Source organism: Sinomonas soli (genome assembly GCF_054782415.1).
This window is the reverse complement of record NZ_BAAGSN010000004.1, coordinates 299,426-325,255: the sequence shown is the minus strand read 5'-3', so window position 1 is coordinate 325,255 and position 25,830 is coordinate 299,426. Positions and strand designations below refer to the sequence as shown.

The window sequence follows — 25,830 nt, the reverse complement described above, 5'->3', positions numbered from 1 at the left end:
CGTGACGGTGTGCTCAGCCATTCACAGCTCCTGCGCGAACTTGACCGACAGGCGCGAGAACGTGAACTGCCCCACGAGGAGGATGGCCACCGTCACGACGCCCGCGAGGGGGAACCACAGCTCGAACAGCCCCGGCACAGTGGCGGTCGACGGCGCGGCGAGCTGCGCGCCGTCGAGCGTCGGGCGCCAGAACGCCCAGTGGAACACCTCGACGGCGACGGTCATGGGATTGAGCTGGTACAGCGGGAAGAACGGCCCGAGCACCCGCTCGACCTGGCTCCAGAGATAGAGGACGGGAGAGGCCCACGTGACCATCATGATCAGCAGGTCCACGAGGTTCTCCGAATCGCGGAAGTAGACGTTGATGGCACCGAAGAACAGCCCGAGGCCGATGGCGAGCACTGCCAGCATGACGAAGGCCGCGATCAGGGCGAGCACCGACCACAGGGTCGGCAGCCAGCCGAAGAACAGGCAGACCACCAGGAGGATGAGGACCTGGGGCAGGAAGTGCGCCGCGGACACCCACACGCTCGCCACCGGGAACAGCTCGCGGGGCAGGTAGATCTTCCGGATGAGGTCCCGGTTGTTCACGATCGACCGCGTGGCATTGCCCAGGGCCTCGGTGAAGAAGTTCACGAGGACGATGCCGGCGAACAGGTAGATCGGGTAGTTCGGCGTGGAGCCCTGCGCGTTGAGGAAGAGCCCCAGGGCGATGTAGAACACCAGGAACTGCATGCCCGGGCGCATGTAGGACCAGACGATGCCGAGGACCGACCCGCGGTAGCGGACCTTGATCTCCTTGCGGACCAGGAGCTTGAGCAGGAAGCGGTTCCGGTAGACGTCCTTGAGGCCGCCGCTGCGCCCGGGCTGGGTCAGGCCCGCTTCGACGTCAGTGCTTGCCACGGTTCCTTCCTCCATCGCTGCGGGTGTGCTCGGCGAACGTGGCGCGCCAGGCGTCCATGCTCGTCACGCGTGCCGCCGCCTCACGGTAGCGGGCGGCGAGGGCGTCCCAGTCGCGCCACAGCCCGGCGTGCACCGCGGCGGACTTCGCGATCCCGGGCTTGAGCAGCTCCGGGCGCCGGCGGTACCAGGACGAGGCCGTGCCCTCCGCGTTGGTGATGACCACGGAGTCGTAGTTCGCCAGCCGCCACCACTTGTTGTCCTTGTGGGCGAGGTGGGCCTGCGGGTGCTCGGCCGCCTCGGGCGCCACCGCGCGGGTCAGCTGCCGGGCGAAGGCCTTGGCGGCCCACGGGATCAGCTCCTTCTTGGTGGGCGAGCCGGCCGCGTCGATCCCGCGGGGCGCCTCTGCGCTGTGCGGCGCGGGGAACTCGTCGACGTCGTCGCGGAACTGCGCCTCGCTGTACTGGGAGCGGAGCGCGACGGCGTTGGGCAGCTTCGAGGGCAGGTCGGCGTGGAGCACGTCGGGCCCGCGCTGGACGTCGGCAAGGGCGATCGACCGCAGTGCCTCCGCGTAGTACTGCATGGAGAACAGGTGCTTGACGTCGACCTGGAACGACTCCCGCAGGACGCGGCCGCCGTGGGCGAAGGGACTGTGCAGCAGCGCGGCGACCAGCCGGTTGCGGGCGTAGAAGTAGGCCTGCCAGCCGATGTCGTCCTGCTTGTCCTCCCACGAGACGTGCCAGAGGCCCGCTCCGGGGAGGGAGACCGTGGGGAATCCGGCCTTCTTGGCCCGCAGCCCGTACTCGATGTCGTCCCACTTGATGAACAGCGGCAGCGAGAGGCCGACCTCGCGGATCACGGCGGTCGGGATGAGGCACATCCACCAGCCGTTGTAGTCCGCGTCCGCCCGGCGGTGCAGCCAGGGGGTCTGGCGGAGGTTCGAGTCGACGAAGTCGTGCCGCAGGCGCATGTCGACCCGGGGGATCTCCGGGGTGATGCGGTACGGATCGACGACTTCGGCGTAGGCGTGCAGGATGGTGCGCGCGTGGAGGTCGAACATGTGGCCGCCGACCAGCGTGGGCTTCTTGCAGTGGTCGGCGAAGGTCACGAGCCGCACGATGCTCTCGGGCTCCACGACGACGTCGTCGTCCAGCAGGAGGACGTAGTCGTAGCCGCCCTCGACCGCCTCGAACATGCCGCGGGCGAACCCGCCGGAGCCACCGAGGTTGGACTGCTCGATCACGCGCAGGCGGCCGCCCAGCGCAGCCTCGACGGCGGCGAACTCGGGATGGTCGCGCACGTGGTCGGTGCCCTGGTCGACGATGAGGATCTCGCTGATCCGCTCGAGCACCTCGGGGTGGGCGGCGAACTGCTTCGCGTTCTCGATGCAGTATCCGGGCTTGTTCAGGGTCGTGATCTCGACCATCACCGACCCGCGCCGGGCGCTGTCCCCGGTGTGGGCCTGCCCCGGGCGGGCGTCCCAGTGGGCGCGGACGAGCTCGACGCCGTCGCGGCTCGCGTTCAGGTCGAACCAGTACCAGCCTCCGTCGCCGAACGGGGAGAGGTCGAGCTCGAACTCCGCCCGCTGGCGGCCGTCGACGGCGCGGGAGGCCACCCGCTGCAGGTGGCCCCTGGCGTTGGAGCGGTACACGACGACGGTGCCGCGCCCTTCGGTCTCGACCACGAGGCGCACGCGGCGGACCGCGGTCCACCTGCGCCAGTAGCTCGCCGGGAAGGCGTTGAAGTAGGTGCCGAACGAGACGTGCTGGCCGGGCCGCACCGCCATCGACTCCCGGGAGAGGAAGTCCTCGTAGTGCGCCTCGGTGGGCTGGGACGAGACGAGGTTGAGCTTCTCGTCTGGCTTCCGCGGCTTCCGGTACAGGGTGTCGTCCTCCACGAGCCGGACGCCGTGCGACGAGCCGGCGTCCACGTAGAGGGGGACCACGTCCTCCTGCCCGGTGGCGGGCAGGACGACACGCTGGATCTCCTGCCACTCGGACGCGGCGTCGGGCGAGCCGGCAGCGACAGCGGTCTCCGCCGTCGTCACTCGTCCACTCCCCCGCTCACGAGGGCCTGGCCGCCCTCGAAGTGCGGCTTGATCCTGTTCTCGTACATCGACAGCGCCGAGCCGATGGCCATGTGCATGTCGAGGTACTTGTAGGTGCCGAGCCGGCCGCCGAAGAGGACGTTGTCCTCGGCCTTGGCCAGGTCGCGGTAGGCGAGCAGCTTCGCGCGGTCGGCCTCGGTGTTGATCGGGTAGTAGGGCTCGTCGCCCTTCTCCGCGAAGCGCGAGAACTCGCGCATGATGACCGTCTTCTCGGTCTGGTAGTTGCGCTCGGGGTGGAAGTGGCGCGGCTCGATGATCCGGGTGTACGGCACCTCGGCGTCGTTGTAGTTCACCACCGACGTCCCCTGGAAGTCGCCCGTGGGGAGGACCTCCTCCTCGAAGTCGATCGTGCGCCAGGACAGGTCGCCCTCGGCGTAGTCGAAGTAGCGGTCCACGGGGCCGGTGTAGACGACCGGGATGTTGCCGACCACGCTGCCCTTGCTGATGGGCTGCGACTCGTCGAAGAAGTCCGTGCTGAGCCGGACGTCGATGTTGGGGTGGTCCGCCATCCGCTCGATCCACGCGGTGTAGCCCTGGGTCGGGAGCCCCTCGTAGGTGTCGTTGAAGTACCGGTTGTCGTAGGTGTAGCGCACCGGCAGGCGGGAGATGATCCCGGCGGGCAGATCCTTCGGGTCGGTCTGCCACTGCTTGCCGGTGTAGTGCTTGATGAAGGCCTCGTACAGCGGGCGCCCGATGAGCTGGATGCCCTTGTCATTGAGGTTCTGCGGGTCGGTGCCCGCGAGCTCGCCCGCCTGCTCGGCGATGAGGGCTCGTGCCTCGGCCGGGGTGTAGTTGGCCCGGAAGAACTGGTTGATCGTGCCGAGGTTGATCGGCAGCGGGAAGACCTCGCCCTTGTGGACCCCGTACACGCGGTGCACGTAGTCGGTGAAGGTCGTGAAGCGGTTGACGTACTCCCAGACCTTCTCGTTGGAGGTGTGGAAGAGGTGGGCGCCGTAGCGGTGGACCTCGATCCCCGTCTGCTCCTCGGTCTCGCTGTACGCGTTGCCGCCGATGTGGTGCCGCCGGTCGATCACGGTGACCTTGAGGCCCAGCTCGCTGGCTGCCCTCTCGGCCACGGTGAGCCCGAAGAATCCGGATCCGACAACGACGAGGTCTGCAGTCAAGGTGTCTCCCTGTGAGAAAAGCCGAGCGCCGCCGCGCGTGGGGCAGCGACCCGAGATGTCCGGGGTTCAGATTACCCGAGCGGCTCCGGCTTCCCTGAATCGCTCCCGGCCGGGGGTTGTCCACAACGGCCATCCTGCCCGTGGTGGCGCCGCCGGCCAGCCGCCTAGCGTTGATGGACGGCGGTGCCGACGGGGGGAGGGCCATGGAACTGCACTGCACACTCATCTCGCCGGACGCCGGCAGCGCCCGGGCGGGGTGCGTGCGGCGGGAACTGGTGGTCCACGCCGCCGACGGTTCCCCGGCCGCCGAGGTCGCCGCGGCCCTGGAGGCCGCCTACGGCAGCGGCGACTGCACCGTGGAGGGCGTCCCGCTGGCCCTGCTCGTGGTGGGCAGGGCTCCGCTGACCAGCGGTGCGGTCATCGTTGCCTCCGGCGCTGACCGCGTCCCCAGCCGGGCAGCGCCTCCCCCGCTCTCGCTCGTGGTGCACACGGGGCCCGCGGCCGGCACGGTGGTGCCGCTCGGGCGGGGCACGCTCAGGCTCGGCCGCGCCCCGGGCGGCGGAGGCCCCCGCCTGGCCCTGCCCGATCCCGAGCTCTCCCGCGAGCACGCCCTGATCGAGGTGACGGACGCCGCGGCCGCCGTCAGCGACCTCGGCAGCGCCAACGGCGTCTGGGTCGGCGGCCGGCGGGTCCAGCGCGCGGAACTCCGCGCGGGCCTGGCCTTCCGGCTGGGATCGTGCACGTGCACCCTCGTGTTCGGGGCCGAGGAGGCCCTCCTCGATGCCGCCGCCGGCTCCGGCCCGGGCGCTCCCCTGCGGGTGGTCCGCCACACGCCGCCGCCGCGTCGGGCGGCGATCATCACGATGGCCGTGCTCCCCCTGGGCGTGGGGGTGGCGCTGGCGCTGGCGACCGGCCTGTGGATGTTCCTGGCGTTCACGGCCGTCTCCGCCGTCTCGGTCCTCGTCCCGCTCATCGAGGGGCGGTCCGCGCGCCGTGACTTCGAGCGGCGGCTCGCGGCAGCCGCCGACGACGACGGCGCACGCCGGCGAGCGAGGGCACCCGATCTGGGGCTCCTCGCGAGGTCCTCCGGCCCCGCGCGCGTCCGCGACGGCAGCGACGCGGACCCCGCGGGCACGCCGGTCCACGTGCGCCTCGGCACCGCCGACCAGCCGGCGGACGTCGCGATCCAACCCGAAGGAGCGCGTGCCGAGCCGCCCCTGCTCGCAGCCGCCCCCTTCACGGCCCCGCTCCGAGGAGTCCTCGCGCTCGACGGCGGCGCGGAGTCCGTCAATGGCCTCATGCGCTCGCTCCTCCTCCAGCTCGCCCGGCTGCCGGCCGCGGCAGACCTGGGCGTCGCCGTGGTCGGCGGCGCGGACGAGCTGCGGCTGGCGGCGCGGTTCCTCCCGCGGCTCAGGTTCCTCCCTGCGGGCCTCCCGCGGGGCTGCCCAGACGCCGCCCTTCCGGGCTGCCTCCGTGGAATCCTCCTCGTCCTTCCGGGCACCCCCGCGGAAGCCTGCGCGGCCTCCGTCGAGGCGGCGCATGGTCGGGGCTGGCCCGTGGTCGCCCCCGTGGACAGCCTGCCCGTGCCCCCGGACGCCACCGTCCGCCTCGGCGGCAGCAGCTCGGCCCTCAGCCGCGGCGGGACCACGGCCTGCTTCCTCCCCGACCTCATGACGGCCGAGGCCTTCGAGAACGCCGCGCGGCGCGCCGGCCGGTCGGCCCAGGAGACGGAGCCGGCCGGGATCCCGGACCGGTGCGGGCTCGACGCACTCGTGCCGCTCGGCTCGGCCGGGATCGCTGCGGCGTGGGACAGGACCGCGCAGGAGCCCGGCGTCACGGTCCCCCTCGGATGCTCCGCGGCGGCCACGGTCATGCTCGACCTCGTGGCCCACGGCCCGCACCTGCTCGTGGCGGGCACCACCGGGTCGGGCAAGTCGGAGTTCCTGCGCACCCTCGTCGCCGCAGCGGCCGCGACGCACTCGCCGACTCGCCTCACCTTCCTGCTCGTGGACTTCAAGGGCGGCTCGGGCCTCGCTCCGCTCGCCGGGCTCCCGCACTGCGTGGGGCTCGTCACCGATCTCGCCGAGGGCGGCATGGACCGCACGATCGCGTCGCTGCGGGCGGAGCTCACACGACGCGAGCGGCTGCTGGGCAGCGTGGGTGCGGCAGACGTGGTCGACTACGTGCGCCTCGGCGGCGACCTGCCCCGGCTCGTCCTGGTCGTGGACGAGTTCAGGGTGCTCGTGGACGAGGCGCCGGCCGCGCTCGCAGAGCTCATGCGCATCGCGACGGTCGGCCGGTCGCTGGGCATGCACCTCGTCATGGCCACGCAGCGCCCGCAGGGTGCCCTCTCCGCGGACATCCGCGCGAACGTGACCACGAGCATTGCCCTGCGGATGCAGCACGACGCCGAGTCCTCGGACGTCCTGGGGTCACCGCTGGCCGCCCGCATCCCCATCGGACTCCCGGGCAGGGCCTACATGGCCATCGGGGGCGATGATCCTCTGGCGTTCCAGTCCGCGTCACTCGGGCTTTCCACCGCGCGCCCCGCCGCCGTGCGCGTGACCGATGCCGGCCGCTGGTCTGGCGCCGGGCACGGCGCCGCCCGGGAGGCCCGACCGGCGCCGGCCGAGGCCGCGGCGCCCCTCGTCGAGGCCGCGCGCCGCGCGTGGGCTGCGGCCGGCTGTGCCCCTGTCATGAAGCCGGTGGCCGCTTCCCTGCCGCCGCGGCTGACGGTCGAAGAAGCGGCTGCGTGGTCCGCGAGCCTCGCACCGGTGTCCCCGGACACGGCGCCGCCGCCGGGCGCCGGACCCCACGCTGTCCACCGCCTCATCCACCTCGGCCTCGTCGATGTCCCGCACGAGCAGCGGGTCGCCCGGCTGGACTGGGATCCCGGGCCGGACGGGCATCTCGCGCTCGTCGGGCCGTCGGCGGCAGGAACGGCGGACGCCCTCGCGGCGGTCGTCGCCCAGCTGGCCGACGGGGACGCCATCCGCCACCTGTACCTCCTCGACGGGGACGGCTCCCTCGGCCCATGGCGCGGCCATCCGCGGGTAGGGGCGCATGTCAGCCTGGACGACCTGCGGCGGGCCGCGCGCGTCATCGCGAGGCTCGACGAGGAGTGCGCCCGCCGCCTCGTCCCGGGGACCGGCGGGCCCCCGCCGGTCCCGCTCGCCATCGTCGTCTCGGGGTGGGGGGCCTGGGTCTCGGCCCTGCGGCAGAGCCCGCAGGCCTGGGCGGAGGAAGGACTGGGCGACCTCGTCAGGAACGGCCGCGCGGTCGGCCTGAGCGTCGTCGCGGCCGGCGAGCGCGAGCTGGTCGGGTCACGGCCGTTCGCGGGCATGGCCGCGCGGCTCTTCTTTCCGAGCGGGGCCACCGAGGAGGCCCGCCTGTCATGGCCGCGCCTTCCCGCCATGCCGGCGCTCGCGGGCCGGGCCGCCGCTGCGGGCACCCTCGTGGCCGGAGGTGCGCCCTTGGCAGCGCAGTGCTGCACGACCGGCGCTGCGGCCGCGGGCGCCGGAGACCCCGGGCCCCCAGACCCGTGGCGGCGGCGCGGCCGTGGCGAGCCGGCCCCCTTCCGCATCGATCCGCTGCCCGCACACGCGCCGGCGGCCCTGGTCGCCGAGCTGGCCGGTCCCCCAGCCGCGCCGGCGATTGCGGCAGCTGCAGGCCGCCTGCCCCTCGTCGTGGGGCTGGCCGGCGACGAGCCGGCGCCGCTGTCACTCCGCCTCGCGTCCGGCGAGGTGCTCCTCGTGCTCGGCGCCCCGGGCTCCGGCAAGAGCACACTGCTCGCCGCACTGCCGACGATGAACCCGACGGTGGACTTCGTCGCCACGGATCCGCAGTCCCGGGCCCGGGACTGGCAGGCCGCGCTCGACCGACACACCGCGGCCGGTCCCGGGGGCGCCCCGGCGGAGCGGACCGTGCTCCTCGTCGATGACGCGGACCAGCTGGATGCGGCAGAGAACCGGCTGCTCTCGCGGCTGCTCGAGACCGGTGCAAGGATCGTTGCCACCGCGGGCTACAGCGCCAGCCTCTACGCCCGGTGCCCGCTGGCGCTCACGGTGCGCGGGTCCGGGACGGGAATCCTCATCGCGCCGCGCACCGCGGGCGACGGCGACGTCCTCGGGGTCCGGGTGGAAGCGCCGGGACGTCTCCCGCCGCCCGGCCGCGGTGTGGCCTTCATCGACGGTCGGCAGACGGACGTGCAGCTCGGGGTGGACGGACCGCGTTCCGAGGCCGCCGCTCCGTAGCCGGGCGCGGGCCGGCCGCCCCCCGGGCCCTCAGCCCCTCCCGGCGCCCGTGCCGCCCGCGTCGGGAGTGTCGGTCTCCGGGCCGTCCGCCCTGCCCCCACCGTCCGGGCGGCGGCCGCTTCCCTGCGTGAGGGCGAGGACGCGCTTGTCGAAGAGTAGGAAGAGCGCCGCGACGGCCGGCACCACGATGGCCAGTCCGAGGACGACGACGCCGCCGGTGAGCGTCGGCACCCCGATGACCAGCGCGAACAGCTGCGCCACGAGCGCGGCCGACCGGGGCCAGCGGCGCCCCCGCCACAGGAAGACCCCGGCGGACGCCAGCCAGGCGCCGAACGCAGCCAGGAGCACGAGGGTGAACGCAGCCCCGCCGGGGGACGTCTCGGCGTTGCCCGCCAGGAGCTCTACGGCGTAGAAGACCGCGAATCCGACGAGGACCGCCGCCTCGAGCAGCACGATGGCCACGAGCATGGCAAGGGTCCACGGGCGCTGCCGCGGGGGGACTTCTGGCGTAGGCACATCCGCACGATACCCGAGGCGGCCGCCCCCGTGGCCCGCCTCCTCCGGTCCCGACCTGCCGCCGCCCCCGAGGGACCGGAAACGGTGTGACGCATCCCTCTCCCCCGGGGCCCGAATCCTGCCCCGGACCCCTTGTTTACACCCAGTTAACGTGACAACCTTAATGAAGTTGACCGCGGGGCCCCACAGGCCCCTTTGCTTTGGACGACCTCGTGAATGTTTTCACAAGCCTTTTCGTCCCCCCAAGAACGGAGTTGCTCTACCACCATGGACTGGCGTGACCGCGCGGCCTGCCTCGACAAGGATCCCGAACTCTTCTTTCCTGTCGGGAACACCGGGCCTGCCCTCCTGCAGATCGAAGAAGCCAAGAGCGTCTGCCGTCGCTGCCCCGTCGTGGACACCTGCCTCCAGTGGGCCCTCGAATCCGGCCAGGATGCCGGGGTCTGGGGCGGCATGAGCGAGGACGAGCGCCGGGCACTCAAGCGGCGCGCGGCGCGCGCCCGCCGGGCCTCCTGACCGAGCAGGCCCAGACCGAGCAGGCGCAGGCTCACACGGTCGATTTCCCGCCGCCCGCAGCGCTCCCCTCCACGGGGACGCAGCGGGCGGCATTTCTATGCCCTGCCGCCGTCCGGCCTCCTGGGAGACCCGATCCGGTCAGGCCTGATCGAGCCTCAGGACGATCTTCACCACGGTTCCGCCGCCAGCACGCTCGTGCCAGGAGATCGTCCCGGCGAGCTCACTCGTGACGAGGGTCCGCACGATCTGCAGGCCCAGCCCCTCATGCCGGCTCTGGCCGGGCGGGAGTCCGATGCCGTCGTCCTCCACCGTGACCTCGAGCTCCTCGACGCCCGCCTCGTCCCGGCGGCGGTCGGCTGTGAGCCACACCGTGCCCGAACGGTCCGCAAGCCCGTGCTCCACCGCGTTGGTCACCAGCTCGTTGATCACCAGGGCCAGCGGCGTGGCGAAGTCGCTGGGCAGGTCCCCGAAGTCGCCCTTCCGCTCGGTGGCCACGTGCTGGCCTTCGGTGGCGACCTCGGCCGAGAGGCGGAACTGGCGGCCTATCAGCTCATCGAAGTCGACGGTCTGGGTCAGCCCCTGCGACAGCGTCTCGTGGACGAGCGCGATGGTCGCGACGCGACGCATGGCCTGCTCGAGACCCTGCTTGGCCTCCTCGCTCTTCATCCGGCGCGACTGCATGCGCAGGAGGGCGGCCACCGTCTGCAGGTTGTTCTTCACCCGGTGGTGGATCTCGCGGATGGTGGCGTCCTTGGTGACCAGTTCCATCTCCCGGCGGCGCAGCTCGGATACGTCCCGGCACAGGACGAGCGCCCCGAAGCGCTCGTGCTCGTCGCGCAGCGGGATGGCCCGCAAGGACAGGCTCACCCCGCGCGACTCGATCTCGCTGCGCCACGGCATGCGCCCGGTGACGACGAGCGGGAGCGTCTCGTCGACGAGCCGCCTGTCCTTGAGCAGCCCCGTCGCGACCTCAGCGAGCGAGCGTCCCTCCAATGAATCGACGCCCCCGAGGCGCCGGAACGCGGAGACCCCGTTGGGGCTCGCATACTGGACGATGCCGTCGGCGTCGAGCCGGATGAGGCCGTCGCCCACGCGCGGGGCGCCGCGCCGGGAGCCGGTCGGCGAGGCGAAGTCCGGCCAGAGGCCCAGGGTCCCCATGCGCAGCAGGTCGTAGGCGCACTGGCGGTACGTGAGCTCGAGCCGGCTCGGCATGCGCGAGCTCGAGAGGTCGAGGTGGGAGGTCACCACGGCCAGCGTCCGGCCGTTGCGCACGAACGGCACGGCTTCGACGCGCAGGGCCATCTCGGAGTTGAAGTTGGTCTCGTGGTGGCGCTCGATCGTCTGGGTGTTCCACGCGCGGTCAACCAGCGGCTTGAGGTCGGAGCGGATACGCTCCCCCACGAAGTCGCTGTGGAAGACCGTATGCGTGGTCGAAGGCCGCACGTGGGCGAGGGCGATGTAGCCGTCCTCGGGGTGGGGGAACCAGAGTGCGAGGTCGGCGAAGGCAAGGTCGGCCACGAGCTGCCAGTCCCCCACGAGCAGGTGCAGCCACTCGGCGTCCCCTGGACCGAGGTCGGCGTGCTCCCTGATCGGGTCCGTGAAGATGGCCACTCGCACTGCCTCGTTTCCCGCCTTCGTCAGCGCCCGGGACGCCCGCCTGCCGGGCTCCCGCCGGCCGCGGGGACGAGAGGGCCGCGAGGGCGGTGCCCTCGCGGCCTCCCGCGTCAGCGCCCTAGGAGCGCACGATCGACCGCAGCAGCCTCAATGCTACCGAGAGCGAGGCGATGTCGTCGCGCTCGAGGGAGTTGACCTCGGCGAACATCGCCGCGGCCCGGTTGAGCTGCTCGCGGTTCTCCCCCTCCCACACGGCCAGCCGGGCCTCGGGTGCGAGCGTGTCCGGCGCGGCGTCCATGATCGAGCGTGTGAAGTCGGCCACCGTGCTGTAGAGGTCGTCGCGCAGCGCGGCCCGGGCGAGCGCCTCCCAGCGGTCCCGGCGCGGCAGCGCCGTGATGCGCTCGAGGAGCCCGTCGACCCGGAACCGGTCGAAGACCGTGTAGTACACGCCTGCGACCTGCTCGATCGAGGCGCCGCTGGTCTGGGCGATGCGGGCCACGTCCAGCAGCGCGTAGCTCTCGAACAGCTCCGCCCACCGGTGGGCGAGCGATTCGGGCAGCCCCCACGAGCGAGCCCGGTCCAGCCACGCGGCGACCCGCTCGGCGTCCTGTCCCCGCAGGTAGTCGAGCAGCCGGGCGCGCAGCGTCGCGAGCGGCGCGCCGTAGTCCTGGACCACCTGGGCGATGGGCGCCCCGGTGGCCCCCTGGTGGATGAGCCAGCGGACGGCCCGGTCCAGGAGCCGGCGGATGTCCAAGTGGATGGCGGTCCAGTGCTCGGTGGGGAACGAGGCCGGGAGCGCGTTGAGCGCCTCGGTCATCTCGTCGAGCCGGTACACCTCACGCAGGGCGACGAACGCCTTCGCGACGGCGGCCGGCGTCGCGCTCGTCTCCTCGATGGTGCGGAAGGCGAACGTGATGCCGCCGAGGTTGATCATGTCGTTCGCCACCACGGTGGCGATGATCTCGCGGCGCAGCGGGTGGCTGTCGAGGTCCGTGTCGAAGCGTTCGGCCAGCTCGACCGGAAAGTACTCGCGCAGGGTGCTGCGGAACCAGGGGTCGTCGGCGAGGTCGCTGTCGCGCAGCGCCTCGGTCAGCTCGATCTTGGCGTAGGCGACGAGGACCGACAGCTCGGGGGCGGTGAGCCCCTGCCCCTGCTCGAGCCGCTTGTGCAGCTGCGCGGTGCTCGGCAGCGACTCGAGCGAGCGGTTGAGGTCGGCTTCCTCCTCGAGCCAGTCCATGAGGCGCTCGAAGCTCGGGCTCCACTCGACGACCCGTGCGCGGTCGTTGACGAGCAGGATGTTCTGGTCGATGTTGTCCGCGAGGACCAGGCGGCCCACCTCGTCCGTCATCGTGGCGAGGAACGCGGCCCGCTCCTCGGCGGCCAGCTTCCCGGCGGCGACCATGCGGTCCACGAAGATCTTGATGTTGACCTCATGGTCGGACGTGTCGACGCCGGCCGAGTTGTCGATCGCGTCGGTGTTGATGATGACGCCCTGCAGCGCCGCCTCGATCCGGCCCTGCTGCGTGAAGCCCAGGTTGCCGCCCTCGCCGACGACCTTGACCCGCAGGTCGCGCCCGTCCACACGGATCGCGTCGTTCGCCTTGTCGCCCACCTCGGCGTTCGTCTCGGCGCTGGACTTGACGTACGTGCCGATCCCGCCGTTGTAGAACAGGTCCACCGGGGCGAGCAGCACCGCCCGGAGCATCTCGGGGACGCTCAGCTGCGTGGTCCCCTCCGGCAGGCCGAGCGCCTGGCGCACCTCCTCGGAGACGGGGATCCACTTGGCCGTGCGCGGGTAGACCCCGCCGCCGGCGCTGATCAGCTCGCGGTCGTAGTCGTCCCAGGACGAGCGCGGAAGGTCGAAGAGGCGCCGCCTCTCCGCGTAGGAGGCCGCGGCGTCGGGCGTCGGGTCGAGGAAGATGTGGCGGTGGTCGAAGGCCGCCACGAGACGGATGTGCTCCGAGAGGAGCATGCCGTTGCCGAAGACGTCGCCCGACATGTCGCCGACGCCGACCACGGTGAAGTCCTCGGTCTGGGTGTCAACGTCGATCTCGCTGAAGTGCCGCTTGACCGACTCCCACGCGCCCCGGGCCGTGATGCCCATGGCCTTGTGGTCGTAGCCGACCGACCCGCCGGAGGCGAAGGCGTCGCCGAGCCAGAACCCGTACTCCTGGGAAAGGCCGTTGGCGATGTCGGAGAAGCTCGCGGTGCCCTTGTCGGCCGCGACGACGAGGTAGGAGTCGTCATCGTCGTGGCGCACGACGCCGGCCGGCGGCACGACCTTCTCGGTCACCGCCGCTCCGTCCCCGGCCGTGCCCGGGGCGGCCTCGCTGACCCGGTTGTCCGTGATGTCGAGCAGGCCGCGGATGAAGGTCTTGTAGCTCTCCACGCCCTCGGCGAGCCACGCCGCCCTGTCCTGGGCCGGGTCCGGGAGCCGCTTCGCGTAGAAGCCGCCCTTGGCGCCCGTGGGCACGATGACCGCGTTCTTGACGACCTGGGCCTTGACGAGGCCGAGGATCTCGGTGCGGAAGTCCTCGCGCCGGTCCGACCAGCGCAGGCCGCCGCGGGCCACCTTGCCGAAGCGGAGGTGGACGCCCTCGACGCGCGGGGAGTACACCCAGATCTCGTAGGCGGGCCGGGGCGAGGGGAGCCCCCCGATCAGGCCAGGGCTGAACTTGAAGCTCAGGTACGGGCGGTCCAGATAGTAGTTGGTGCGCAGCGTGGACTCGATGAGGTTGATGAACGCGCGCAGGAGTCGGTCCGCGTCCAGCGTCGGGACCTGCTCGAGGGCGGCCGCGAGCTCTTCCTTCACCTGGCCGCTGCGCCGCTCGCGCTCCTCGTCGGCGAGCTCCGGGTCGAAGCGGGCCTCGAAGAGCCCCACGAGGCGCCGGGTGACCTCGGCGTTCCCCAGCAGGGTATCCGCGATGAAGCCGAACGAGTTCGAGTTCCCGATCTGGCGCATGTACTTCGCGTAGGCGCGCAGCATCTGCGTCTGGCGGGAGCGGAGGCCCTCCCTCAGCACGAGGCGGTCGAGGCTGTCCGACTCGGTCTCGCCCGCGAGCGCCTGGCCGAACGACTCGGCCAGGAGGGCGCCGGTGGAGACCGGGTCGATCCCGGCGGGGTACTTCAGCCCGAGGTCGTAGAGGAAGAATTCGCGGCTGTCACCGGTCTCGATCTCGAACGGGCGCTCGTCGAGGACCTCGAGGCCGAGGTTGTGGAAGTACGGCAGGATCTGGCTGAGGCTCCTGGGCTCGAAGAGGTAGAGCTTGACCCGGGCATCCTCCTCGAGGGCCTCGCCGTCGCCTTGCGGCAGGTACACGTGGACGGCCGGGCGCTCGCCGGTGGCCGCCCCGGGCTCGGCGGACACTGCGCCTCGTGCCGCCGCGTAGTCCTCGAAGCGCGTGATGTCCTCGAGCGCGTCCTCGATGGTGAAGTCCACCCGGTAGGAGGCCGGGAACGCCTCGCCCCAGACCGCCGCGAGGTGCTCGGCCGCTTCGAGGGGCCGGTTCTCGTGCAGGACCTGGGCGATGCCCTCGCTCCAGGAGCGGGTCGCCGTGACGAGGCGCTGCTCGAGCGCGTCCCTGTCGACGGCGCGCAGGTCGGCCCCGCTGCTCTCCTTCGGCAGGCGGATGCGGAAGTACAGCCGCGCCAGCGCCGAATCGCTCATCTGCGAGTCGTAGTCGATCGAGTTGGAGTGGAACTCCTTCCCGAGCTCCTGTTCGATGCGGCGGCGCACTGCAGTGTTGTACCGGTCCTTGGGCAGGTACACGACCGCGTTCATGAACCGTCCGTAGATGTCCGGACGGAGGAACAGCCGGGTCCGGCGGCGCTCCTGCAGCCGGTGGATCCTCGTGACGGTGTCCAGCAGGGTCTGCGTGTCGATCTGCATGAGCTCGTCGCGCGGGTACGTCTCGAGGATGGCGAGGAGGTCCTTGCCCGAGTGGGAGTCGGCGGGGAAGCCCGAGCTCCGCATGACCTTCTCGATCTTGTCCTTCACGATCGGGACGGTCCGCGCCGACTGCGTGTACGCGCTCGAGGCGAAGAGCCCGATGAACCGGCGCTCGCCGTCGACCTTCCCGGCCGCGTCGAAGCGCTTGATGCCGATGTAGTCGAGGTAGGCCGGACGGTGGACGGTGCTGCGGGAGTTCGCCTTGGTGATCACGAGCGCCTTGCGCTCGCGGGCGTGCTCCTGTCCCTCGGCCGTGAGGTGCTGGAGCGCGTGCCCGGCGTCGCCCCGGAGCAGCCCGAGCCCGCTGCCCTCGACCAGCTCGAGGACGTCCTCGCCGTCGACCGTCGTGAGGTCGTACTCGCGGTAGCCGAGGAAGGTGAAGTTGCCGGCGTCGAGCCAGCGGAGGAGATCCTGGGTGGGGACGAGGTCCGGGATGTCCTCGGCGCCGACGACCGACCCCAGGCCCTCGGCGATCTCTAGCGCCTTGGACCGCATGGCCTGCCAGTCCTCCACCGCCGCGCGCACGTCGCCGAGGACGCGGCGGACCCCGTCGACGAGCTCGGTCTTGGTGGCCGCGGAGGCCCGGTTCGTCTCGATGGCGATCCACGACTCGATGTGGGTCGCGTTGTCGCCGTCGGCGACGAGCGCGCTCAGCAGGGGCATCGTGGCCGTGTCGCCGCTCGTCATGCCCCACTGCGCGGGCACGCGCTGGACGGCGACGAGGCCGCCGTCGCTCTTGCGGCGGGTCACGACGAACATGGGGTGCACGACGAGGTGGATGGGCGTGCCCTGGCGCACGAGCTCCGCGCTGACCGAGTCGACCAGGAAGGGCATGTCGTCCGTGACGATGTAGACCACGCTGCGGCCGCCCTCGTCGACGACGGCGATGTTGGCGGTGCCCGTCTCTCGGCCCTCGGCGACGGCCCAGTGCTCGCGGGCCCGGTCCGCGAGGGCTTCGCCCGGGTACGCCTGCCGGTCTTCTTCGGCCAGGTGCTCGTAGTAGTCCGCGAGGAACTTCGTTTCCTGGTCCGCTGACGGGAACGGGGTCTGCTGGGCAGTACCTGTCGACACTCTGGCTCGCCTCCGGTGCATGTGGCTGCCACCTCGCAGCCCTCTGACTCGAGCCTAGCGCGGCACCGGCGCCCCAGCTTTGGCACGCCGGACAGCGAATCTTCGGTTTCGCTGTCGAGGTGCACACACGATCTCGGCGATGCTGTGCCGCATCGCAGACTCGGGCGCGGCCTCCAGGAGCACCTGCCCCGCGAGCAGCGCCGCATCGGCGGCCTCCGCGTCGTGCGGCACCATGGCTCCGATGGGGACGCCGGGGCCGAAGCGCTCCCAGGCCTCGCGCAGCGCGCGGTCCGGGGGCCGGCCCACCGCGGAGGCCCGGAGCCGGTTGAACACGACCGTCGGCGCCACGCCCGGCACGGCCTGCTCCAGCTCGGCCAGCGCGCGCACCAGGCGCGGCATGCCGATGGAGTCGGCCGCTCCGACCGCGAGGACGCGGTCAGCCAGTTCGAGCGCGCGCAGGGTTGTCCCGTTGCGGCGCGGCGCCATCGTGTCGAAGCTGAGCTCCTCATCGGCCTCGAGGCAGAACCCGGTGTCGACGACGACGAACTCGGCGAGCTCCCGGCAGCGCTCGAGCACGGACCCGAAGGCTGCCGCGCGCAGCTCGGGCCAGCGGTCGGCCCGGGTGAGCCCCGTGAGCACGCGGAGCACCCCTGCGCCCGTGACGACGGGACTCGCGACGCGCTCGAGCGGACCCCGCTCGAGCAGACCCTGGTCAGCGAGCCTGCAGGCCTGGGCGAGGCCGGCCGAATCGTCGAGGAGGCCCAGCACCCCCGCCACTGATGGGCCGTACGTGTCGGCGTCGACGAGGACCACGCTGCGGCCGTCCGCGGCGAGCTCGGCCGCGCAGTTGACGGCGATCGTGGTCCGCCCGGGTGAGCCGATCGGGCCCCAGACGGCGATGACTGTGCCGAGCTCCCCCGGCTCGGGCCCATCCTCCGGTTGCTCCGCCTCGGCCTCGACGGTGGGCCGCGCCCCTGCGAGGCCGAAGGAGGAGGAGCGCCGGTCGGCCGAGTGCGCCGCGGCGGCGTCGACCGCCTCGCCGATCAGGCGTGCGAGTTCCTGGGGCGGAACAGACTCGGAGGCGGCGAGCACCCCGAGTCCCGCGAGCCGGGCGCGCTCAGCGTCGTCGTCCGTGAGCCCCACGAGGGCTACCCCGACCGTCCCGAGCCGGTCGACGAGCGTTGCGGTGACCTCCTGGGTCCCGCCGGCGATCACCGCCGCCCGGGCCAGGCCCGTCTGGCAGGCGGCGACGAGCTCGGCCAGCTCGGAGCAGCGGCGCACCACGGTCACCGGCCCGTGCAGGCGCTCGAGGGATCCCACGAGTTCGGCCTGGCCCGCCCCGACGGTGACGACGGGGATGCTCATCGGGTGCCGCCCCCCGGGTTCCACACGAGCGAGACCTTCGCGCTGTTCGCCTGCGCACCGAGGACCTGGGCGAGTTTCGCGTCGTCGACGAGCACGAGGACGTTCGTCTCGCGGCTTGCGCCGAGGGCCGAGGAGGCCGTCTCGAGGTGGGCGATCTCGGCGCCGGCCACGAGGCGCTTGGGCTCGGAGAAGCCGTTCCTGCCGTCCGGCAGCGCCACCCAGACGTCGACGCGTGATCCCGCGGCCGCTTCAGCAGGCAGCGGCTGGGCCACGCTGATGGAGACGGGCTTGCGGTCGACGGCGTGCGGCTCGCCGAGGCTCGAGGCGGGCACGAGGTCGCCCCTGGCGACCCGCTGCAGCGCCACCTTGCCCTCCGGCAGCCGCTCCGGCGTGAGGTACCGCCCCTCGGCGTCCCCCAACCGGACGTCGACGCGGACGAGCCGGCTCGGGTCGACGGTCTGTCCGACGGCGATGTCCTCCTTCGCGGCGTAGGCTCCGACCGTGCTCTGGGCAGAGTCGACCAGCGCCACCACCCCGGCGACCGAGGCCACCACGAGCAGGAGCCCGACCAGCAGCCGCGGGTCCTTCCATGACGGCTTCGCCAGCCGGGCCCCCGGCGCCCCCTCGGCTGCAGCAGGCATTGCTCTCCCCCTCCAGTTCGCAGGCCGCTCGCCGGCCCCTCGGCGCCATTCTCGCCGCGACCCGCCCCGGACCCAAGTCACAGCGCATCACCTCGCACCAAACTGTGGATAAGTGCCCGTCCCCGCTGCCAGGGAGGTCACCGGGTGGCAGAATGGATCCATGCCCCGCTTCCTGACGCTCGCAGATGTCTGCGAGCAGCTCCAGATCAGCGCAGCCCAGGCGTATGCCCTCGTGCGCAGCGGCGAGCTCAAGGCCATCCAGGTCGGCGGCCGCGGGCAGTGGCGCGTCGAGGACGTCAAGCTCGAGGAGTACATCCAGGAGAGCTACGCCAAGGCGGAGCGGATGCTCGCGGAGAATCGGCGGGGCAACCCGGGCGCCTGACCGCGTCGATGGGCGGTGGGCCGTCGGCTGCCGCCCGCGGTGGGCAGCGCGCGAGACCGGCGGATCCGCAGACGCCGCACTAGCCGCCCGAGCGGATGGCGATGAGCCGCCCGAAGGGCACCGCCCGCAGCCCGCGGGACTCTCCCCGATCCGGGGCCCGCAGGGGTGCGACCTCGACGTAGTCGGCGCCGACGGTGTCCAGCGTGCCCGTGACCGTGAGGGACTCGCCGGTCCCGGCATCCACGAAGCAGGCCACCGGCGATCGGTCCCGGGCAATCGCCCGGAGGCCCGAGCCGAGGGACAGAGCCCTCCGGACCGCTGAACGCTCCCCGACGGCGCCGCGGCCGAGCCCCTCGACGGTCACGATGCCCTCGTGCGGCACGAGCACCGAATGGGGACCGGAGTCCAGGACGAGCCAGGTGGCGGCGACCTGCGCGAGGTGCCCCCTGAACCGGAGTCCACCTCTGAGCAGGAGCGCGACGGGCGCCGCACCCTGGCCCCGCAGCCGTTCGGCGAGGCCCACCCCGGCCGCCTCCGCCCGCGCCAGATCGGCCACCTGCGACTCGAGCTCCAGCTCCCCAGCGGATGCAAGCTGGCCCTCGAGGTCCGAAAACAAGTTCTCCCAGCGCATGGCGCTCACCCTACAGCTCCTCCGCCCCGTCAACGTCGCCCGGACGCCCACTGGACAAATAGTGGAATCTGCGGTCAAACTTTTTCTAAACACATCAAACCGCATGAAACGGCATCAAAGAGGTTCAAGACCACACGGACCGAGGGGGGTCTCATGGAGAACACACGACGGCAGCAGCTGGCGGCGGACGGCCTCGTGGCCGGAGCCGTGCTGGCGCTGGGGGCGGTGCTGGTCACTGCGGGCAGTGCGCTGGCCCGAGATCTCGCGCCCGGCGCCTCCGGCCCCTGGCTCCGGATCACCCCCCACCCAGTCGATGCCCTCCCCACCGTCGACGTCCTCCTCGGCCTCATCGCGAGCCTGGTCGGCCTGGCGGTTGTGGCCTGGTGGCTCCTGTCCATGAGCCTGGCCATCGCGTCGGCCATCCTGGCCGCGGCCGGTGCGGGGACGGCATCCCGACGGGCCGGGAGCTTCGCCCCCGCGTTCATGCGGCGGCTGGCGCTCGCGATGCTGGGACTGGGCCTCGTCGCGGTCCCCGCCGCCCACGCCGACGGCCTCCCGGACCCGGCCTGGCAGCCTGGCCACGCCAACGCGGCGTCCGCAGCGGTCCCGGGACGCTCGACACCTGCATCCGCGCCTCCCGCACCCGCCGCATCGCCCACGGCGGCGCTGCCCGCCCCCGCCGCGCAGGGCCCCTTATCTTCGCCCGCGGCATCACCGGGGGCCGCTCCATCCGCCGGGTCGTCACGGGTGGCTGCACCATCGGCAGCGGCGGCCGGGCCGGTCTCGGAGGCAGGCTGGGTCCCCGCCGCGCCGCCCACGGATCCCGGCACCCTCGCGCCGCGGCCCCGGAGGGCACCCGTGCGGGCCTCGGAGGTGGAGGTCCGCCCCGGCGACAGCCTGTGGGCCATCGTGGCGCGCCAGCTCGGACCCGGGGCGAGCGACCTCGACATCGCGGCAGCGTGGCCCTCGTGGTACCAGGCGAACGCCGGAACCATCGGCGGCAACCCCGATCTGATCCGCCCGGGCCAGATCCTCGTTCCCCCTCGCTGAGACCCTGCACTGCACGCGAGGGCCATCCCCCGCCGCTCCGCGCCCCTGGCCGAACGGGGCGACCCTCCCTGGCCGTACGCGCCTGGCGCCGGCCCCGACCGAAGGACTCCACACGCCATGACTCAACGCACCCTGCCCCAGATCGTCCAGACCGGGCCGCGCACCGCTGACGTGCTGCGCCTCCACCGCGCCCGCCCCGACGGCGCCGCCGGACAGCCGCGGAGCTCGGGCACATCTGCGCTCGCCGCCGAGCCCCTGCAGTCTCCCCCCAGGCGGCTGCATGCCGTCCCGGGAGCGCACGAGGGCGAGGAAGCGCGCAAGGTCGCCGCCGCCATCACCCGCGCCACGATGGAGGTCCTCGCGGGGACGCGGCCCGTCCAGCAGCTCGCCCCCTGGCTGCACCGCGACCTGCTGGCCTCCGTCCAGCTTCGGGCCGACCTCAGCCGCGCAGCGCGGGAGGGGTCTTCCGGTCCCTCGGCTCGCGCGCACCGGGCCGCCTCGATCAGGTCCTCCCACGCTCGCCCCGTCGGGCCGGGCCTCTACGAGGCCGCCGTCGTCGTCGCGGATGCGGTGCGGTGCCGGGCAGTCGCCCTGCGCCTCGAGGCCGCGGGCGGCTCGCGCTGGCAGGTCACTGCGCTGGAGATCGGCTGAGCTCAGCACGCACGGACGAGGCCGGCGGCCCACCCCCAGGGGACGGGCCGCCGGCCTCTTCCGTCAGGCCGCGGCGGTCTCAGCGCTTGGAGCGGCGCCCCGGCGCATTCTTGGACGACGGCCGCGAGCCGCCCTTCTTCTGTGCGGGCTTCTGCCCGGCGGAGCCGGAGCCGCCGCCGTTCTCCGCTGCCCGCGCCCGCGTCTGCTCGACGTGCGTCTCGGTCGTTCCGTCCTCCGCCGGGGCAGTGTACTCGAGCCGGGCGGGCTGGACTGGGGCCTCGGCCTGTTCCGTCTGCTCGATCTCGAGGTTGAACAGGAAGGCGACGGACTCCTCGCGGATGCCCTCCATCATCGTCTGGAACATCGCGAAGCCCTCGCGCTGGTACTCCACCAGAGGGTCCCGCTGGGCCATCGCGCGCAGGCCGATGCCCTCCTTGAGGTAGTCCATCTCGTAGAGGTGCTCCTGCCACTTCCGCCCGATCACGGACAGGACCACTCGGCGCTCGACGTCGCGCATGGCCTCCGGACCGAGCTGCGCCTCGCGCTCGGCGTAGATGAGCTTGGCGTCCGAGATGACCTCGTCCTTGAGCATCTCCACCGTGACCCGGGGCTTGCCGCCGGCCTCGTCGATGACGTCCTGGGGCGTGATCGAGATGGGGAAGATGGTGCGGAGGTTGGACCACAGGGCGTGGAAGTCCCAGTCGTCGCCGTTGCCCTCGGCGGTGGCCGACTCGATCATCGCGGTGAGCGTGTCCTCGAGGAAGAACTGCACCTTCTCGTGCAGGTCGTCCCCCTCGAGGATCCGTCGCCGGTCGCCGTAGATGGCCTCGCGCTGGCGGTTGAGCACGTCGTCGTACTTGAGGACGTTCTTGCGCTGCTCGGCGTTGCGCCCCTCGACCTGCGCCTGGGCGGACTGGATCGCCCGGGAGACCATCTTCGACTCGAGGGCCGTGTCGTCCGGAAGGCTCGAGGCCATGAGCCGCTCGGCGCCGCCCGTGCCGAAGAGGCGCATGAGGTCGTCCGTGAGGGAGAGGTAGAACCGCGACTCGCCGGGGTCGCCCTGACGGCCGGAGCGGCCACGGAGCTGGTTGTCGATGCGGCGGGACTCGTGGCGCTCGGTGCCCAGCACGTAGAGGCCTCCGAGGGCGAGGACCTCCTCGTGCTCGGCCTTGACGGCCTCGTGGGCGGCCTGCAGCGCGGCCGGCCAGGCGGCCTCGTACTCGGCCGAGTTCTCCTCGGGATCCAGCCCCTGCGCGGCGAGGTCGGCGACCGCCATGAACTCGGCGTTGCCTCCGAGCATGATGTCGGTGCCGCGACCGGCCATGTTGGTCGCCACCGTGACGGCTCCCTTGCGGCCGGCCTGGGCCACGATCGCGGCCTCGCGGGCATGGTTCTTGGCGTTGAGCACCTCGTGGCGGACGCCGGCCTTCGCGAGCGCCTTCGAGAGGTACTCGCTCTTCTCGACGCTCGTCGTGCCGACGAGGACGGGCTGCCCCTTGGCGTTCCTGCGCGAGATGTCCTTGACGACGGCGTCGAACTTGACGACCTCGTTCTTGTACACCAGGTCGGACTGGTCGATGCGCGCCATCGGCTTGTTCGTCGGGATCGGCACGACGCCGAGCTTGTACGTGCTCATGAACTCTGCGGCCTCGGTCTCGGCCGTGCCCGTCATGCCGGAGAGCTTCTCATAGAGCCGGAAGTAGTTCTGGAGGGTGATCGTGGCGAGGGTCTGGTTCTCGGCCTTGATCTCCACCCCCTCCTTGGCCTCGATGGCCTGGTGCATGCCCTCGTTGTAGCGGCGTCCGGGCAGGATGCGGCCGGTGTGCTCGTCGACGATGAGGACCTCGCCGTCGAGGACCACGTAGTCCTTGTCCCGCTTGAAGAGTTCCTTGGCCTTGATGGCGTTGTTCAGGAAGCCGATGAGCGGGGTGTTCGTGGACTCGTACAGGTTGTGGATGCCGAGGTAGTCCTCCACCTTCTCGATGCCGGGCTCGAGGACGCCGACGGTGCGCTTCTTCTCGTCGACCTCGTAGTCGTCCTCGCCGAGCCGCAGGACGAGCTTGGCGAACTCCGAGTACCAGCGGTTCGCATCCCCCTGCGCCGGGCCCGAGATGATGAGCGGCGTGCGGGCCTCGTCGATGAGGATGGAGTCCACCTCATCCACGATCGCAAAATGGTGTCCGCGTTGGACGAGCTCGCCCTTGTCCCACGCCATGTTGTCGCGGAGGTAGTCGAAGCCGAACTCGTTGTTCGTGCCGTAGGTGATGCCGGCGTCGTACTGCTTCTTGCGCTCGGCCGGATCCATGTTGGCCAGGATGCAGCCGCTCGAGATGCCCAGGAAGCGGTAGACGCGCCCCATGAGCTCGGACTGGTACTCGGCGAGGTAGTCGTTCACGGTGATGACGTGGACGCCGTTGCCCGACAGTGCGTTGAGGTATGCGGGGGCGGTCGCGACGAGGGTCTTGCCCTCGCCGGTCTTCATCTCGGCGATGTTGCCGAGGTGGAGAGCGGCGCCGCCCATGAGCTGGACGTCGAAGTGGCGCATCCCGAGGGTGCGGCCGGCGGCCTCGCGCACCGCGGCGAAGGCCTCCGGCAGCAGATCGTCGAGCTTCTCGCCGTCGGTGTGGCGCTCGCGCAGCCGGTCCGTCTCCGCACGCAGCTCGGCGTCGGTGAAGGCCTTGAACTCGTCCTCGAGCGCATTGATGGCGTCCGCGTAGACGCGCAGCTGCTTGAGCGTCCGGCGGTCGCCGGTGCGCAGGAGTTTCTCGAGAAGGTTTGCCACGTGGCGTTCGCTCCCTTGTCAATGGCGTGTGCAGCAGTGATCGTGCGCTGCGGCGGGATTCAGTCTACGGGAGACACGCGCGGAACCCCGTGCAGGTTCCGCGCTCCGCGGACGGGCCCCACAGCGCGGGCGAGCGCCGGGGCGAGGCTGCCCCGGTCCACCACACGCACATCGTCGAGGCCCAGCCAGTCTGCCATCAGCCGCAGTTCGTCCGCGAGCTCGGCAGCGGTGTCCGCCGGGGCTCCCGGCTCGGCGTGCGCCGCCTGGACGAGCAGGACACCGGCGCTCCGGTCCGCCTTCAGGTCGACGCGGGCGGCCATCGCATCGCGCAGGAGGAAGGGCAGCACGTAGTAGCCGTACTCGCGGCGCTCGGCCGGGGTGTAGATCTCGAGGCGGTAGCGGAAGCCGAACAGGCGCTCGAGGCGGCGCCGCTCGAACACGAGCGAGTCGAAGGGGCTCAGCAGCGCCCGGCCCGTCGCGGCGCGGGGTATGGGACGCCCGGCGGCAAGGAAGGTCCTGCCCTCCCATTCCTCGACGCGGACCTCGTCGAGGCTGCCCTCGGCGGCCAGGGTGGCGAGCGCCGATTCCGTGGCGCGGACGGGGAGGCGGAAGTAGTCCGCGAAGCAGCGCGCGGTGCCGATGCCGTGTGCCTGGACGGCGCTGCGGACGAGCTCGAGGATGGCTGCCTCCCGGTCCTGTCCGTCCGGGCGCGCGAGGCCGCGGGGCAGCACGTCCTCGGTCAGGGCGTACCGGCGCTCGAACGCGCTCGACCGGCCCGCGGAGGCGACCGTGCCGAGTTCGAAGAGGTGGCTGACGACGCGCTGGACCGCACTCCAGTTCCATCCCCACTGGTCGCGGCGGCGCTCTTCGACGTGGCCCAGCCGGTCCGCGAGCTGCGCGGCGGTGAGCGGCCTGCTCGAGCCGAGGACGGAGAGGATGCGGGCGGTGAGGTCCTCGCGGGCAACGGCGTCCATGTCGCCCGCGCCCACCCAGGCCCGCCGCTGCCAGAGGCGCAGCGCGTCGAAGTGCTCGGGCCGGATGAAGCTCGCCTCGTGGGCCCAGTACTCGAGCATGCGGCGGGGGCTCCGGGTCGAAAGCCGGTCGAGCGCCTCCCGGTCATACGGTCCCAGGCGCGAGAAGAACGGCAGGTAGTGGCTCCGGACCAGCACGTTGACCGAGTCGATCTGGACCAGCTGGAGGGCCTCGAAGACGCGGACGAGCGCGCGGGTGGAGGCGGGGGCGGAGGGACGCGGACGGTGGAGGCCCTGGGCGGAGAGCGCGACCCGGCGCGCCTGCGCGAGGGTGAGCCGCGCCGTCATGCGTCCCGGGCGCCGGCCGATTCGGCCCGGCGCGCCGCAGCGGCGGCCCTCATGAGGACCGCCGCTGCCGGGGATGCCGCGGCCGGGAGCGCGGCCGCGCGCGCTGGCTCAGGGGACAACGGCACCCGCGTCGTCGGAGCGGTACGCGAGGATCTTCTCCTCGACCTTGGCAGCCCCCGGCTCGCAGGCCTGGTCGAGGCTGATCACGCCGTAGGTCCATCCACGGCGGCGGTAGACCACAGAGGGGGTGTTCGTGTCCGCGTCGATGAACAGGTAGAAGTCGTGGCCCACGAGCTCCATGTTGTCCACCGCGTCGTCGAGCGTGAGCGTTGCGGCGGGGAAGACCTTGCGGCGGATCAGGACGGGCGAGTCGCCGGCGGGGATGTCGTTCTCGACCTCGTAGGGCGACGGGGTGTCGGTCTCCGAGGGGACCTCGAGGGCGTGCTCGGCGTAGATCGGCGTACTCCCGCTCACCACCGGGAGGGCGGCGGTGGCGGCGTTGACTCCGACAGGGTTGTGCTTGCCGTGGTGGACCTTGCGGCGGTCCTTGGCCCGCCGGAGCCGTTCAAGGAGTTTCCCGTAGGCGAGGTCGAAGGCCGCGAACTTGTCCGGAGCGGTGGCCTCGGCCCGGATCACCGGTCCGCGCCCGGTGACCGTGAGCTCGACGGTGAGCTGGTCTCCCCCGGTCTTGGCGCTGCTCTGCTTGGAGCACTTCGCGTCGACGCGCTGGACCTTGTCAGCCAGCGCACCGATCTTCTCGAGCTTCTCGCCTGCGTACTCGCGGAAGCGATCCGACACAGTCAGGTTGCGACCGCTGATGTTGAACTCCATGGTGCCCTCCAGATACTTCTGAGTTCAGCCGTATACCGGCGTCCAGAGGCTCCGTCGTCAGACAGTCGAGCCCCTTTCCTGAGCCGCTATCGACAGGTCCTTCTGGCTAAAGGACCCATCACCGACGT

17 protein-coding genes are annotated in these 25,830 nt (G+C 71.9%); 5 read left to right on the top strand and 12 right to left on the bottom strand.

What is annotated here, in order from left to right:
• Positions 1 to 21: 21 nt before the first annotated feature.
• From ACYVKZ_RS04810 to glf, 3 genes are read right to left on the bottom strand one after another with little or no spacing between them, the layout of a single operon-like run.
• Positions 22 to 918: an ABC transporter permease gene (locus ACYVKZ_RS04810; protein WP_373457943.1), complete on the bottom strand. Its 897-nt coding sequence runs from the start codon at positions 916 to 918 to the stop codon at positions 22 to 24.
• Positions 890 to 2,947: a glycosyltransferase gene (locus tag ACYVKZ_RS04805; RefSeq protein WP_460990928.1), complete on the bottom strand. Its 2,058-nt coding sequence runs from the start codon at positions 2,945 to 2,947 to the stop codon at positions 890 to 892. The genes ACYVKZ_RS04810 and ACYVKZ_RS04805 overlap by 29 nt, the downstream gene beginning before the upstream one ends.
• Complete coding sequence (gene glf / locus ACYVKZ_RS04800; RefSeq protein ID WP_460990927.1) at positions 2,944 to 4,131, bottom strand: UDP-galactopyranose mutase; 1,188 nt, start codon at positions 4,129 to 4,131, stop codon at positions 2,944 to 2,946. Before glf ends, ACYVKZ_RS04805 begins: the two co-directional genes overlap by 4 nt.
• A gap of 203 nt (positions 4,132 to 4,334) precedes the next feature.
• Here glf and ACYVKZ_RS04795 point away from each other — a divergent pair, with 203 nt between their 5' ends.
• Positions 4,335 to 8,384, top strand: a complete 4,050-nt coding sequence (locus ACYVKZ_RS04795) for an FtsK/SpoIIIE domain-containing protein (RefSeq protein WP_460990926.1) — start codon at positions 4,335 to 4,337, stop codon at positions 8,382 to 8,384.
• A gap of 30 nt (positions 8,385 to 8,414) precedes the next feature.
• Here ACYVKZ_RS04795 and ACYVKZ_RS04790 read toward each other — a convergent pair whose 3' ends face one another.
• Entirely contained in the window at positions 8,415 to 8,900 is a 486-nt protein-coding gene (locus ACYVKZ_RS04790; RefSeq protein ID WP_460990925.1) for a hypothetical protein, read from the bottom strand.
• 267 nt (positions 8,901 to 9,167) lie between these two features.
• Between ACYVKZ_RS04790 and ACYVKZ_RS04785 the strand changes: the two genes are divergently transcribed.
• The gene (locus ACYVKZ_RS04785; RefSeq protein WP_066498767.1) at positions 9,168 to 9,416 is read left to right on the top strand and encodes a WhiB family transcriptional regulator; all 249 of its coding nucleotides are present in this window, start codon (positions 9,168 to 9,170) and stop codon (positions 9,414 to 9,416) included.
• 138 nt (positions 9,417 to 9,554) lie between these two features.
• Here the strand turns inward: ACYVKZ_RS04785 and ACYVKZ_RS04780 are convergent, their stop codons facing one another.
• The 4 genes from ACYVKZ_RS04780 to ACYVKZ_RS04765 form a co-directional block, all read right to left on the bottom strand.
• Positions 9,555 to 11,027: a sensor histidine kinase gene (locus tag ACYVKZ_RS04780; protein ID WP_460990924.1), complete on the bottom strand. Its 1,473-nt coding sequence runs from the start codon at positions 11,025 to 11,027 to the stop codon at positions 9,555 to 9,557.
• A gap of 121 nt (positions 11,028 to 11,148) precedes the next feature.
• Complete coding sequence (locus ACYVKZ_RS04775; RefSeq protein ID WP_460990923.1) at positions 11,149 to 16,050, bottom strand: NAD-glutamate dehydrogenase; 4,902 nt, start codon at positions 16,048 to 16,050, stop codon at positions 11,149 to 11,151.
• Positions 16,051 to 16,104: 54 nt separating this feature from the next.
• Positions 16,105 to 17,415: an AAA family ATPase gene (locus tag ACYVKZ_RS04770; RefSeq protein WP_460990922.1), complete on the bottom strand. Its 1,311-nt coding sequence runs from the start codon at positions 17,413 to 17,415 to the stop codon at positions 16,105 to 16,107.
• Positions 17,412 to 18,056: a hypothetical protein gene (locus ACYVKZ_RS04765; RefSeq protein ID WP_460990921.1), complete on the bottom strand. Its 645-nt coding sequence runs from the start codon at positions 18,054 to 18,056 to the stop codon at positions 17,412 to 17,414. Before ACYVKZ_RS04765 ends, ACYVKZ_RS04770 begins: the two co-directional genes overlap by 4 nt.
• 160 nt (positions 18,057 to 18,216) lie before the next feature.
• Here ACYVKZ_RS04765 and ACYVKZ_RS04760 point away from each other — a divergent pair, with 160 nt between their 5' ends.
• Positions 18,217 to 18,438 (top strand): helix-turn-helix domain-containing protein, encoded by a 222-nt coding sequence (locus ACYVKZ_RS04760; RefSeq protein ID WP_307003935.1) that lies wholly within the window; start codon positions 18,217 to 18,219, stop codon positions 18,436 to 18,438.
• 79 nt (positions 18,439 to 18,517) lie between these two features.
• Here ACYVKZ_RS04760 and ACYVKZ_RS04755 read toward each other — a convergent pair whose 3' ends face one another.
• A complete protein-coding gene (locus ACYVKZ_RS04755; RefSeq protein ID WP_460990920.1) occupies positions 18,518 to 19,078 on the bottom strand; it encodes a hypothetical protein in 561 nt (186 codons plus the stop codon).
• Between the two features lie 144 nt (positions 19,079 to 19,222).
• Here ACYVKZ_RS04755 and ACYVKZ_RS04750 point away from each other — a divergent pair, with 144 nt between their 5' ends.
• Positions 19,223 to 20,119 carry a LysM peptidoglycan-binding domain-containing protein gene (locus ACYVKZ_RS04750; protein WP_460990919.1) on the top strand — a complete coding sequence of 299 codons (897 nt, stop codon included), beginning with the start codon at positions 19,223 to 19,225 and terminating at the stop codon, positions 20,117 to 20,119.
• Positions 20,120 to 20,236: 117 nt separating this feature from the next.
• A complete protein-coding gene (locus ACYVKZ_RS04745; protein WP_460990918.1) occupies positions 20,237 to 20,770 on the top strand; it encodes an Rv3235 family protein in 534 nt (177 codons plus the stop codon).
• Positions 20,771 to 20,849: 79 nt separating this feature from the next.
• Here the strand turns inward: ACYVKZ_RS04745 and secA are convergent, their stop codons facing one another.
• The 3 genes from secA to hpf form a co-directional block, all read right to left on the bottom strand.
• Positions 20,850 to 23,552 carry a preprotein translocase subunit SecA gene (secA, locus tag ACYVKZ_RS04740; protein ID WP_460990917.1) on the bottom strand — a complete coding sequence of 901 codons (2,703 nt, stop codon included), beginning with the start codon at positions 23,550 to 23,552 and terminating at the stop codon, positions 20,850 to 20,852.
• A 59-nt stretch (positions 23,553 to 23,611) separates the two neighbouring features.
• The gene (locus ACYVKZ_RS04735) at positions 23,612 to 24,871 is read right to left on the bottom strand and encodes a winged helix-turn-helix domain-containing protein (RefSeq protein WP_460990916.1); all 1,260 of its coding nucleotides are present in this window, start codon (positions 24,869 to 24,871) and stop codon (positions 23,612 to 23,614) included.
• Between the two features lie 108 nt (positions 24,872 to 24,979).
• The gene (gene hpf / locus ACYVKZ_RS04730) at positions 24,980 to 25,702 is read right to left on the bottom strand and encodes a ribosome hibernation-promoting factor, HPF/YfiA family (RefSeq protein ID WP_460990915.1); all 723 of its coding nucleotides are present in this window, start codon (positions 25,700 to 25,702) and stop codon (positions 24,980 to 24,982) included.
• Between the last annotated feature and the right edge of the window lie 128 nt (positions 25,703 to 25,830).

What these genes read in the sequence shown, in the direction of transcription:
- ACYVKZ_RS04770 (WP_460990922.1), bottom strand. Translation starts at nt 17,415, where the DNA reads ATGAGCATCCCCGTCGTCACCGTCGGGGCGGGCCAGGCCGAACTCGTG.
- ACYVKZ_RS04795 (WP_460990926.1), top strand. Translation starts at nt 4,335, where the DNA reads ATGGAACTGCACTGCACACTCATCTCGCCGGACGCCGGCAGCGCCCGG.
- ACYVKZ_RS04765 (WP_460990921.1), bottom strand. Translation starts at nt 18,056, where the DNA reads ATGCCTGCTGCAGCCGAGGGGGCGCCGGGGGCCCGGCTGGCGAAGCCG.
- ACYVKZ_RS04810 (WP_373457943.1), bottom strand. Translation starts at nt 918, where the DNA reads ATGGAGGAAGGAACCGTGGCAAGCACTGACGTCGAAGCGGGCCTGACC.
- hpf (WP_460990915.1), bottom strand. Translation starts at nt 25,702, where the DNA reads ATGGAGTTCAACATCAGCGGTCGCAACCTGACTGTGTCGGATCGCTTC.
- ACYVKZ_RS04785 (WP_066498767.1), top strand. Translation starts at nt 9,168, where the DNA reads ATGGACTGGCGTGACCGCGCGGCCTGCCTCGACAAGGATCCCGAACTC.
- ACYVKZ_RS04745 (WP_460990918.1), top strand. Translation starts at nt 20,237, where the DNA reads ATGACTCAACGCACCCTGCCCCAGATCGTCCAGACCGGGCCGCGCACC.
- ACYVKZ_RS04735 (WP_460990916.1), bottom strand. Translation starts at nt 24,871, where the DNA reads ATGACGGCGCGGCTCACCCTCGCGCAGGCGCGCCGGGTCGCGCTCTCC.
- ACYVKZ_RS04760 (WP_307003935.1), top strand. Translation starts at nt 18,217, where the DNA reads ATGCCCCGCTTCCTGACGCTCGCAGATGTCTGCGAGCAGCTCCAGATC.
- ACYVKZ_RS04750 (WP_460990919.1), top strand. Translation starts at nt 19,223, where the DNA reads ATGGAGAACACACGACGGCAGCAGCTGGCGGCGGACGGCCTCGTGGCC.